We start from the raw sequence: 12,215 nt of genomic DNA, 5'->3' as shown, positions 1-12,215 counted from the left end.
GGAAGCGGCCGCCCCTTAATTATCAATAATTCCTGACATCTTAATTTTAACAACCGTTACTCCGTACCGCCTCACGGGTTGAGGACACCCCATGACACCCAGCCGCATCGGCATGGCCGCGGCAGTCTCACAGAAAACCAAGAAAAGCCGTGACCCACGAGGAGAATCACGTGGCGGGGTCCGAGAGTTGCATTGACTGTTCATCGGACTCGAGCAAGGTGACGACGCGTCTTGTTCTGGACCGTCCTGACACAAACATCTTGCTCACAACGGCACGCGTTCCCCCTTTACGGAGAGACACTTATGGATCGCCGCGAAATGCTTGGGATGGTCGGAGCCGGTGCGATTGGCTTGACCGCGATGTCCGCCGGGGCCGACGAAACGGCGAGCGGGGAGAACTGTTGTCAACTCGACGAGGCCCACGCCGACTGCTACAAGGCGTGTGCCGACTGCGCGAAGGCCTGCGACATCACCTTCCACCACTGTTTCAAGGAACTGGCCGCAGGAAAGAAGGAGCACGCCAAGGCGCTTCACCTGGCTTCGGATTGCGCGGCGTTCTGCAGTCTCTCGGCCAGCATGATCGCCAAACACAGTCCGCTGATGGCCTCCTCGTGCCACGCTTGCGCGGACGCCTGCAAGGCGACGGCCGCGGAGGTTGGCAAGTTCGATTCCGCCGAGATGAAGGCCGCGACCAAGTCGCTCCACGATTGCGAGAAATCTTGCCGTGCGATGGTTGCAAAGATGGCGGGCAAGACCGAACTCAGAGCCAACTGAGCCGATCCGCACGTCGACCCGTTGGGGAAGGACGGCCGGGCCGGCCCTACCACGATTCGAGCGGTTTTCGGATGGATGAGACACATGCTTTCTCGAGGAAATGGGAATGCGGGCGGGACGCCCGCGATCCCAGGGAGGGGGCCAGCAACCACCGAGGCGGAAACCGCTCGAGAACGCCTTGGACCGGCCCGGCGCCTCCGGCCTTGCGCGTTTTTTTGCTGGCGTCGGCGACGGTTCTGGGGCATCCTGAAAAATCGGTCCTTGGTTCGTCCTAGCTATGAGGAGATTGCTGTGTCTTCGAGGTTCGCCCTGCCTCTACTCATCGCCTTGTCCGCCCCGCTCTCGGCGGCCGAGTTTCCGGCCTTTCGCAGCCAGGAACTCGACCCGCACGTCGGCAACGTCTGCTATGCGGTGACCACGGCCGACGTCAACGGTGACGGCAAGCTCGACGTCGTCGCCGTGACGGAAGATGCCGTCGTCTGGTTCGCGAACCCAACCTGGGAAAAACATACCATCATCAAGGGAATTACCGAGAAAGATAACGTCTGCATCCAGGCTCGCGACATCGACGGTGACGGCAAGATTGATTTCGCGCTGGGGGCGGGCTGGCAGCCGGCCAACACCAAGTCGGGCGGCACGCTTCAGTGGCTCCGCCGCACCGGCGAAGGGGACGCCCCTTGGCAGGTGATTCCGATCGGTTCCGAGCCCACGATCCACCGGATTCGCTGGGGGGACGTGCTGGGCACCGGCAAGGCGCAGCTCATCGTCGTCCCGCTGCAGGGACGCGAAACGAAAGGGCCGAACTGGGGTGAGGGGAAGGGCGTGCGGGTCCAGGTTTACTCGGTCCCCGCGCACCCTGAGAAAGATCCGTGGCCGATGGAGGTCGCCGACGACACGCTCCACACGATTCATAACCTCCAAGCAATCGACTTCGACGGCGACGGCAAGGAGGAGATCGTCCTGGCCGCCTGGGAAGGCGTCTTCGTGCTCAAACGCGACGCGAGCGGGCGCTGGTCGAAGACGAAGCTCGGGTCGGGCAACCAGGAGGCGACCCCGTTCAAGGGGGCGAGTGAGGTCAAGGTCGGGCGTCTGGCCGACGGGCGCCGCTACATCGCCACGATCGAGCCCTGGCACGGCTTCCAGGTGGTGGTCTACACGCCTCCGAAAGCGGGGACGGGGCTCTGGGACCGCCAAGTCATCGACGAACCGGTGCAGTGGGGCCATGCGGTCTGGTGCGCGGACCTCGATGGCGACGGCGACCAGGAAGTCATCATCGGCCAGCGCGATAAGAGCAAGGATGCAAATCGCGACCCGGCCGGGCCCGGGGTCCTCGTCTATGACCCGAGTCCCGGTTCAACCCCCTTGGCCTTTACCCGTCACGTGATCGACAATGGAGGCGTCGGCACCGAGGACCTTGTCTCGGCCGACCTTGATGGCGACGGCTGCGAAGACATCGTGGCAGGAGGTCGCTCGACGCACAACGTGCGGATCTACTGGAACCGGGTCAAGCCGTAAAGAATTCCCCTCATGAAAGCGATCGTTATCACCAAGCTCGGGGGCGCAGAGGCCCTGGAAGTTGCCGAGGTCGAGACCCCTGAGCCGTGTGGCGACCAGGTCCGGATCCGGGTCCGGGCCGCCGGCTTGAACCGGGCCGACCTGATGCAGGCCCGGGGCAGCTACCCCGCACCCCCGGGGGTTCCGGCCGATATCCCCGGTCTCGAATACGCCGGTGAAGTCGACGAGCTCGGCCCCAACGTGGTTGGGCCCCTCAAGGTCGGCGACCGCGTCTTCGGGATCGTCGGCGGGGGCGGGCAAGCGGAGTACGTCCTCAGCCATGAGCGAATGGTCGTGCCGATCCCCGCGAACCTCGACTTCGTCCAGGCCGCGGCCGTCCCCGAAGTGTTCATGACGGCCCACGACGCCTTGGAAACGCAAGGGGGTGTGAAGCCTGGCGAACGAGTCCTGATCCACGCGGTCGGCAGCGGCGTGGGGTCGGCGGCGGTGCAGCTCGCCCACGCGATGGGCTGCATCGTCCTGGGCACGTCCCGCACCGCCGACAAGCTCGCGCAGGCGAAAGCGTTGGGCCTCGACTTCGGGATCCACTCGAACTCGGAAGATTTGGCCGACGCCGTGAGCCGGCACACGCGCGGTCAGGGCGTCAACCTCGTCATCGACTTGCTCGGGGCCGCCGTACTCGCGGACAACGTGGCCAGCCTGGCGACGTGCGGTCGACTCATCGTCGTCGGCTTACTGGGCGGAGGATCAGCGTCCATTGATCTGACGACGCTCTTGCGCAAGCGGATCCGCTTGATCGCGACCACGCTCCGGGCCCGCCCGCTCGAGGAGAAGATCCTCGTGACTCGCGGGTTCGCCGACCGGGTCGTCCCCTGGCTCGAACGCGGCCTGATTCGCCCGATCGTCGACCGAGTCTTCGACCTAGACGACGTCCGGGCGGCGCAGACCCGGCTCGAATCCAATCATGGATTCGGGAAGGTCATCCTCCGGCTCTAACAGGCCGTCGTCGATTTTGAGGATCCCGTCCTGGATTTCCAGGACGAGGTCGTCCGGGGTGATAAACCGCCGGTCGTGGGTGACGACCACCAGGGTCGTCTCCCGCTGAACTTGGAGCCGACGGAGGATCCGGTAGATTTCGTCCCCCGTCTTGGAGTCGAGCTCGCCGGTCGGTTCATCGCCCAGCACGAGGATCGGATCCTTGATCAAGGCGCGTGCAATCGCCACGCGTTGCTGCTCGCCGCCCGACATCTGGTAGGGACGGTGGTCGAGCCGATCGCCCAGGCCGACGTCTCTGAGCAAGTCTTCGGCGCGCTGCTTGAGCTCGGGCGTCATCCCGCGCGGCAGGAACGGGACCAGCACGTTCTCGACGGCCGTCAGGTTGCTGATCAGGTTGAACGACTGGAAGATGAACCCGACCCGATCGCGGCGGTACGCGTTCTGCTCGGCCTCGGACATTGTGGTCAGGTCTTGCCCTTCGACCAGGATCGACCCGGAGGTCGGGCGGTCGAGCGCTCCGAGCAGGTAGAGCAGGGTGCTCTTGCCCGACCCGGACGGGCCGACGATAAACGCGAACCGTCCCTTGGGCACGCGACAACGCACCCCACGGAGCGCGTCGACCGTACGGTCTCCGCTTCGATACGACTTCCGCACGTCGACCACGTCAATCATCGCTCACCTTGCTCATCCCAATCGGTCAGTGCGATCCCACCCGGATCGCATCCATCGGCACGAGCCGCGCCGCCCGCCACGCCGGATAGAGACCGCCCAGCGTTCCCGTAACGACGGACAGCGTAATCCCGAGCACGTAGAGCCAGGCCGGGATTGAAAGCCGCACGCCCCCATCGACGAACTGGTTGGCCACCATCACCCCCACCAAGGCGAGGATGCACCCGACAACCCCCGAGAGCAAGCCGAGATAGGCGCTCTCGAGCGTCACCAAGGTCAGGATGTTCCCTTGAGACCAGCCGTTGGTCCGCAACACGCCGAACTCGACGAATCGCTCGGTCGTGCTCATCAGCATCGTGTTGATGATCCCGACGACGCCGACCAGGAGCGCCAGGCTGACGGTCATCATCAAAAACTTATCGATCTGGCCCATCATCGACCCGAAATTGGCCATGAACTCGGACATGCTCCGCGCATCGACCCGAGGGAGCGCCTTCTCGATCGCCTGCGAGATCTCGTCGTTCTTGGTCGCATCATCGGTTTCAACATAGTAGCTTGAAACCATGTCCTTCGAGACCCCCATCAGGTCTCGGGCCATGCCGATATCCATCACGACCACGACGTCCAGGAGCATCGACCCCGTATCGTAGATCCCGACGACGTGGAACGGCCGGCCGCCGATCTGCAGCGAGTCGCCCACCTTCCTCGGTTTGCCATCGGCACCGGGGTAGTCTTTGGCCAGCTTCTTGCTGATCACGATATTCGGCTTGTTCTTGTCGGCGGCGACCAGGAATCGCCCCTCGCCGTTGCGTTCCTTCATCGCACGCGGATAGACCGCGCTCTTCAAACCTTGGTGGGCGACGATGTCTTGCCCCTGGATCACCGGTTGGTCGAGGATGCTCTTCGCCCCTCCACCCCCCATCAGCTTGCTGAACATCGTTCGTCCCTCGATGTTCGGCGCGACCTTCCAGATTTCGGGGGCCACCACGCGGACGCCGGGAATCCCCTTGAGCGTCACGGCCAGATCCGCTTCGAGGTCGCTAAAGACCGGACTCGGCGAATTCTCGCGGAGGACCATCACCCCCTCGACTCGGCTGAGGGTATCCCCGACCAGATTCCGCATCCCCTGCGAGACGCTGAACAGGCCCATCACGCCGAGAATCGGAATCGACAGGCCGATCAACGCCAAAATTGTCCGCAGCGGGCGGGTCAAGAGGTTGCGCCAGGCAAACGAACCCATAGGCTCCGTCCATCCCTTTCAAGGCGAGGGGGCCGAACTCCTGAGTCGGTCGCAAATCAATGCTTCAGGGATCGATCGATCGTCGGCAATTCAAATAGGAAGGCAGAGGTTTTTAGTCCACCCGGTCGAGACCCGACGGACAAAACCCACCCAGTACGCTCCAAGTCTCATAGCATCTGAGGATTATAGCCAGTCCTCCCAAGGAACCAAGGGGACTTCGCTCGCGTCCCCTCTCCGCACCCGTCGGCCGGCCTCCGCCACAACGTTCCGACCTCAAGCCCCCCAAGGGGAGGCAACCGCACAACCCCGCCGAACGACAAAGCCGTCTAAATCTTTTCAAAACCAGAGGTTACACAAAGCAAATCGGGGTGACGCCACGCGTAACCTCACTCCATTTCATGAGCAACTTTGGGGCCCGATCACTCCGGCCGACGGGAGACAGGGATCCAATCCGCCTGACCCGCCGGAAAAAAAGTGGGTTGTGTGTGGAAGGGGGTCCGGCTGCGTTACAATCCGGAACTCGTTGCGTGGATGATCTCCCTCAAAGTCGCAAACCGGGTGTGCTGATGAACGGGCGAATCTTGCGCGGGTCGATTCTGCTGAGTTTGACGTTGATCGGGTTCACGATGAGTTCGGCGCGGGCCCAACCGACCTTCAAGAAGCCGCCACGGTATGAACCGACCGCCGAGGAGAAGGGGGAGATCGAGGCCCGGCTCGCCGTGCTGACCCAGGCCATCGCGGAGCTTCCGCAGGCTGAGGGAGCGCAGCGCGATGCCTTCGCCGACGTCGCGATCTATCAAAAGGCCGCCGAATGGACGCTCCGGCTCAACGAGTTCTTCGCCAAGAAGGATGTCGCGGCGACCTTGAAGGTCATCGACCGCGGCCTGGAGCGAGCGCACCAGGCGGCCAACGGTCAGCAGCCCTGGACCAAGGCTCCCGGCCCTGCGATCCGCGGCTATTTCTCCAAGGTGGATGGCTCGGTGCAGCCGTACGCCGTGATCGTACCGCCGGACCTCGAAGGCGAAGCAAACGCAACCGCCGCCCCCAAGCGCCGGCTACGGCTCGACGTCGTCCTGCACGGCCGCGGCGAGTCGCTCACCGAAGTCAACTTCATCCAAGGGCATGACGGCAAGGCCGCCCCGGCCGACACCGAGGCCGCCGCCGGCGGAACGCTTGTCCTCCACGTCTTCGGCCGGACGAACAACGCCTATCGCTGGGCCGGCGAGACCGATGTCTTCGAGGCGATCGCGGCCGTCAAGCGCAACCATTCGATCGATGATCGGCGGATTGTGCTCCGCGGCTTCTCGATGGGAGGGGCAGGGGCCTGGCACCTCGGGCTACATCACCCCAGCCTCTGGTCGTCGGTCGAGGCGGGCGCGGGGTTCTCCGAGACCAAGAACTACGCCAAGCTCAAGGCAATCCCGGAGTATCAAACCGAGGCACTCCGGATCTATGACGCCGTCGACTACGCGGCCAACGCGTTCAACGTCCCGATGGTCGGCTATGGCGGCGAAAACGATCCCCAGCGCCAGGCCTCGATCAACATCGAGGAGGCCCTCAAAGCCCTGGGTTACACCTTCAAGACCGAAGGGCTACTCACCCGCGGCGAAGGAATCGACTTCCTCCGCGTGGTCGGGGCCAAGATGGGACACCAGGTCGATCCGGTCAGTGCCAAGATCCTCAAGGAGTTCCACGACGACCACGCCAAGCAGGGCGCGAACCTGAACCCGCAACGGATCCGCTTCGTCACCTCGACCCTGAAATACAACCAGGCCGCCTGGCTCTCGATCGAGCAACTCGAAGAGCACTACCGCCAGGCGTCCGTCGAGGCCGAGTTGCAAGGGAACGTGGCCGTCGTGACCAAGATCGAGAACGTCGCCGTGCTCGGAGTCGAGCGCCACGCCGCCGAGACGATCCGCCTGGGCGATCAAGAATTCCCGCTCGAGGGGGCGGTCCGGGGCCTGCTCCCCTACGTCTACTTCCAGCGCGACGGCGACGAATGGAACCTGCTCGACTACGACGCCTCGCGCCGGCTCCAGGAAAACGCCGAGCGCGGCAAGCGGAGGAACCTCCAAGGCCCGATCGACGACGCCTTTAGTGGCCCCTTCCTGTGCGTGCGAGGGACGGGCAAGCCCTGGAATCCCCACGTCCAGAAATGGGCCGACGACCGCCTCGACCAGTTCGCCAACGACTGGAGGCGCTGGATGCGGGGGGAGGTCCGGATCAAAAATGATACGGAGGTCACCCCCGAGGACATCGAAGCGTACCACCTCGTCCTGTTCGGCGACCCCGGCTCGAACAGCCTCCTCGCCCGAGTGCTCAACGACCTGCCCTTGCGCTGGTCACAAACCGAAGTCGATCTGGCGGGCCAATTTCGGGCAGACAGCCATGCACCGGTGCTGATCACGCTCAGTCCGCTCAACCCCCACCGCTACGTCGTGGTCAACAGCGGCCACACCTTCGGCGCCAAAGAGTTCGCGGGCACCAACGCGCTTCTCTACCCACACCTGGGGGATTACGCCGTCATTCAGGTCGACGGTGAGAGCGGAGTGACGAAAACGTCCGGCTACTTCGATGAGACCTGGAAGCTTAAAACCAAGGCGCCGGCGAAGTAAAGAGACGCTTGATTTGATCACGGCCCCAGAAAAAAGACAATGACCCGATCCAGGGCGAGGAAGCCTCTCGCAACTCATTCCCACGGTCCCCCGTGGGAATGAAGTCTGGGACGCTCTGCGTCCTCGGCTTGCGAGGGCCAGACGACGCGGAGCGTCGGGGACGGCATTCCCACGGAGGACCGTGGGAACGAGGGGGATTCCTCGCACTCTGGCGGGTCGTTGAAAAAAGATGGGGGCTAACCCATCGAGAGGGTGCGCAACTCGTCGATCAACCTCGCTAAGACATAACATCATCATCAAAGGCCACAAAGACGGTGGGCCGTGCCCACCCTGCAAGAGAGGCAAGGGCCTGAATTCTCTTGGAGGGTGGGCACGGCCCACCACGGTTTCCGCTTTGGCCAACGAAAAAAGCCGGCCCTCAATGAGAGCCGGCGTCATCTGACCTCGGGAAAGTCGAAGGCCGGGCCTACCCGACGAACGAAACGAAAAAAAAGCCGGCCCCCGAAGGGACCGGCGATAATTCAGTTCAGCTCGCGGACTCGTCACCGGCGGATGGTTCCGGTGGGGTGGGGGCAGGGGCCTCCTGAGCCGGTGCCGGCGGCGGCGTCTGGGCCTGCGACGGCTCTGCGCCGGTGTCGGTGGTCCCGGCAGGGGTTTCCCCCTCGACCGGTTCGTCGACCCGAGCCTGCCAGAGTTGCTTGAGCTGGCCGAAGCTGCGGAGCGGAACACTGCCCGCCAGAGCATCTTTCGACAGCGGCGGCGGCGGCAGGGCCGGCTTCGCGGGACGGGGAGGCAGAGTGGGCCGAGGGGGCTGTTGAGCGCGCTCGAACCGCCCGGGGCCACCACCATGCGAGGACCGAGCACCACCGCGTCCGGGACCCCCTTGGCCTTGGCCAGGACGGAACCCACCCGGTCGATGACCGCCCGGTCCCTCGGGGCGCCTCGCCGGAGGACCACCCGCGGAAGGTGCACCAGCACCAGCACCGGCCGGCTGCTGCGAAGCGGGCGGGGCCGATCCCTCGCGACGCGGAGGACGGCCGGCGCCGGCTCCTCGTCCTTCTTGCCCTTCCGGTGCGCCACGACGGCCACCGCCTCCACCGCCTCTGGCTTCCGAACCAGGTCCGTGTCCCCCGCGGGGACGCTCGGTGCCCGGCTTGACCATCGTCAGGGAGACCCGCTTGCGCTCGTGGTCGACCCCCATCACCCAGGCCGTCACCACGTCGCCGACGCTCACCACGTCGTGCGGACTCTTGATGTAACGGTTGGCAAGCTGGCTGATATGAACCAGGCCCGAGTCTTTGAGACCGATGTCGACGAACGCGCCGAAGTCGACCACGTTCAGGACGGTCCCCTTGAGCTCCATGCCCGCGGTCAAATCCTCAAGCTTGAGCACGCCCTTCTTGAAGATCGGCTTGGGCAGGTCGTCACGCGGGTCGCGTTCCGGCCGAGCCAGGGCCTCGAAGATATCGTGCAGGGTCGGCTCGCCCACCTCGAGCTCACGCGCCAGGGTCGGCACGTCGGCTTCATTCAACTTTTCGTGCAACGCGGGGAGCTGAGCCTTGTCGCGGACCACCTCGGCGGAGAAACCGAGCTTCTCGAGCAGCCGGGTGGCCACCTCGTAACTCTCAGGGTGGATCCAGGTCCGGTCGAGCGGATGCTCACCATCGCGGATCTTCAAGAACCCGGCCGCCTGCGTGTAAGTCGCCGGCCCGATCCCCTCGACCTGGGTCAACTGCTCGCGGGTGGTGAACGGCCCCTTCTCTTTGCGGTAGTCCACCAGCCGTCGGGCGGTGAGCTGATTCATACCCGAGACGTGCCGCAAGAGCGGGACGCTCGCCGTGTTCAGGTCCACCCCCACGAAGTTCACGCAACTGGCGATCACCGACTCCAGCGACTCTTTCAGTTGCTTGGAGTTGATGTCATGTTGATAGAGGCCGACCCCAATGCTCTGGGGCTCGATCTTGACCAATTCGGAGAGCGGATCCTGGAGCCGCCGGCCGATCGAGATCGTCCCACGGAGCGTGGCGTCGTAGTCAGGGAACTCTTCGCGACCGACCGGGCTGGCCGAGTAGACGCTGGCTCCCGCCTCGTTGACGATGACGTAAGTCAACTGCGCGAGCTGGACGTCGGCCGGGTGCGGCTTGGGCGGCAACGGCACCGGCTTCGGCCGGGGCGGACGCGGCTGCGATTGCTTCTGACCCCGCTCACGCTTGGTCGGGGCGGCCGGAGTCGGTGCCGCGGCCGCGGCAGGAGCCGGAGTCGCTGCAGGAGTCTCGGCCCCTTCCGGTTGAGCTTGAGCTTCGGCCGGCGCCTCGGTCTCCGTCGGCGGTGTCGTCACAGCCTCGGCTGCCACCGGGGCAGGGGAGGGCTCCGTCGGCTCGGCCGTGGGAGCGTGAGCCACCGCTTCGCCCGCCGGGGTCGGCGTGGATTCCGGGGTCGGAGCGGGCGTGGATTCCGGGGTCTCAGCCTCGGATTCGGTCGATCGCTCCACTTCAGACGAGGGGCCCGAGTCGGGGGCACCACCCGAGATCGGCGGCATGGCCTCGGCCGGATTGCCGAAGGTTGCCCCCGGAGCGACGTCCGGCTCTTGGTCCGAACCGTTCTCTGAGGGGTCCGAGTCCGCAACCGGATCGGACGCGTCCTCGGCGGCGATTGGTGCCGATTCGTCGACCGAGTCAGACGCGGAAGCTTCCGCTCCCTCGTCAACAGCCGCCTCGTCCTCGTGAGCCGATTGCTCCGGGGCCGGTGCGGTGTTCGGGGTCACGGGCGCCCCGGGGAAGTCGGTCACTCCGGGGTTCTCGTGGAAGAACGTGCCCTCGGCGATGACTTCGGCGACGAGTTCTTCGGTTTCGCGGCAGGCGCTTTGGTTGCCGATGGCGATGACCCCCACCTGATGCCGACCCACCAAGTCCTTCAAGAAGACCTTGGCCTCGGAGCGGCGATTCTGGGGAGGATGCGGGTGAATCACCCCATGCTCGAGCAGGTTCCCATGACCGTCGAGCACGGCGACTTTGCACCCGGTCCGGAACCCGGGGTCGATCGCCAAGACGACCTGCGAAGGAATCGGCGGCTGCAACAAGAGGCTGCGAAGGTTGCGGGCGAAGACGTCCACCGCGTGTCGCTCGGCCAGGTCGGTCAGGTCGCGGCGCACTTCCCGTTCCATGCTGGGCATCAGCAGGCGGTCGAGGGCGTCGAGCGCGGCCGAGTGGAAGAACTCGGAGTGCGGGTGACCTTCCAGCGGGAGCTGCGAGCAAGTCGCCGCCTCCACTTCCGGGCGCGGGACGTCGAGCTTGACCTTGAGCGGGCCTTCTTTATCGCCCCGGTTGATCGCGAGAACCCGGTGCGGCGGGATGTGCGAGATCGGCTCGGAGTAGTTGAAGTAGTCGCGGTACTCGAGGCCTTGCCCTTCCGGGATATCGGTCTTCGAGGTAACGACCTTGCCGGTCTTCCAAACGACGCGGCGGACCGCGTCGCGCACCGGGGCCATTTCGCTGATCGCCTCCGCCAGGATGTGGCGGACCCCTTCGAGGGCCTTCTCGGCGCTGTCGATCTCTTTTTCGGGATTGATGAATTCCGCGGCGGCGGCATTCAGGTCGGTGAGGGTCTCGTCGCGGTTCCAGATCCGCAAGGCCAGCGGTTCCAGTCCCCGGTCACGAGCTTCCGACGCCTTGGTTTTTTTCTTCGGCTTGAACGGCAGGTAGAGGTCTTCGAGCCGTTTGGGATTGTCGGCCTGGCGGATGGCAGCAGCGAGGTCATCACTGAGCTTGCCTTGCGCTTCGATCGTTTTGAGGATCGTTTCTTTGCGCTCGGCAAGTTCACGGAGGCGACCGACGCGAAGCTGGATCTCCCGGATCGCCACCTCGTTCAGGTTGCCGGTCCGTTCCTTCCGGTAGCGAGTGATGAACGGCACCGTGTTGCCTTCGTCGAGCAACAGGACGACGCTCTCCACCTGCACGCGCCGGATCTGAAGGTCCTGCGCAATCCGGCCCAGGTCGACCTGAATCGGGGTGTCCATGGAGGCTTTGCACCTAGATGAGAAAAAGACGGCGACGACGAGGCGGAATAATGTGTCCGCCACCGCGTATTGAAGTCGCGGTTTAGAGCGCACGGGGCAATACCCGTTGTCGATACGGTCCGGCCAATCTAGAGGATGATCGCGTCTCTGTCAAGTCGGCTCAATTCAATCCCGCGCACCGAAACTCCCGCGTCGGCCAACAGTTCGGCGATTGGCAACATATTAGAGAATCTAGGCAAAGTTTCCCAAACCCCTTGCGAACGGCTCCCGATCGCCAATCCGGACCCGTCCCCAGTGACTTCGAGCGGGGGAATCTGAAACCGAAGAGCCGGCGGTCAGGTACTGCTGGGCAACCCGTCCCGCCACGGCCTGAACACCGAGCGCAGAGCGT

General features: G+C 64.5%; 7 protein-coding genes. 4 read left to right on the top strand and 3 right to left on the bottom strand.

Going from position 1 to position 12,215, the window contains the following annotated elements:
- Positions 1–303: 303 nt before the first annotated feature.
- The 3 genes from BUS42_RS23145 (at position 304) to BUS42_RS23135 (ending at position 3,285) form a co-directional block, all read left to right on the top strand.
- Complete coding sequence (locus tag BUS42_RS23145; RefSeq protein ID WP_074310072.1) at positions 304–774, top strand: four-helix bundle copper-binding protein; 471 nt, start codon at positions 304–306, stop codon at positions 772–774.
- Between the two features lie 291 nt (positions 775–1,065).
- Positions 1,066–2,289: an FG-GAP repeat domain-containing protein gene (locus BUS42_RS23140; RefSeq protein ID WP_074310070.1), complete on the top strand. Its 1,224-nt coding sequence runs from the start codon at positions 1,066–1,068 to the stop codon at positions 2,287–2,289.
- 12 nt (positions 2,290–2,301) lie between these two features.
- Entirely contained in the window at positions 2,302–3,285 is a 984-nt protein-coding gene (locus tag BUS42_RS23135) for an NAD(P)H-quinone oxidoreductase (protein ID WP_074310068.1), read from the top strand.
- Here the strand turns inward: BUS42_RS23135 and BUS42_RS23130 are convergent.
- Entirely contained in the window at positions 3,211–3,957 is a 747-nt protein-coding gene (locus tag BUS42_RS23130; protein ID WP_074310067.1) for an ABC transporter ATP-binding protein, read from the bottom strand. The genes BUS42_RS23135 and BUS42_RS23130 overlap by 75 nt on opposite strands.
- Positions 3,958–3,982: 25 nt before the next feature.
- Positions 3,983–5,194 (bottom strand): ABC transporter permease, encoded by a 1,212-nt coding sequence (locus BUS42_RS23125; protein ID WP_074310064.1) that lies wholly within the window; start codon positions 5,192–5,194, stop codon positions 3,983–3,985.
- Positions 5,195–5,721: 527 nt separating this feature from the next.
- Between BUS42_RS23125 and BUS42_RS23120 the strand changes: the two genes are divergently transcribed.
- Complete coding sequence (locus BUS42_RS23120) at positions 5,722–7,809, top strand: alpha/beta hydrolase (RefSeq protein WP_254053678.1); 2,088 nt, start codon at positions 5,722–5,724, stop codon at positions 7,807–7,809.
- 526 nt (positions 7,810–8,335) lie between these two features.
- Here BUS42_RS23120 and BUS42_RS23115 read toward each other — a convergent pair.
- Entirely contained in the window at positions 8,336–11,824 is a 3,489-nt protein-coding gene (locus BUS42_RS23115; protein WP_074310061.1) for a Tex-like N-terminal domain-containing protein, read from the bottom strand.
- Positions 11,825–12,215: the final 391 nt, after the last annotated feature.

The organism is Singulisphaera sp. GP187, assembly GCF_900129635.1.
GTDB lineage: Bacteria > Planctomycetota > Planctomycetia > Isosphaerales > Isosphaeraceae > Singulisphaera.
The sequence above is the reverse complement of the archived record's forward strand: the minus strand, read 5'-3'. Positions and strand labels throughout refer to the sequence as shown.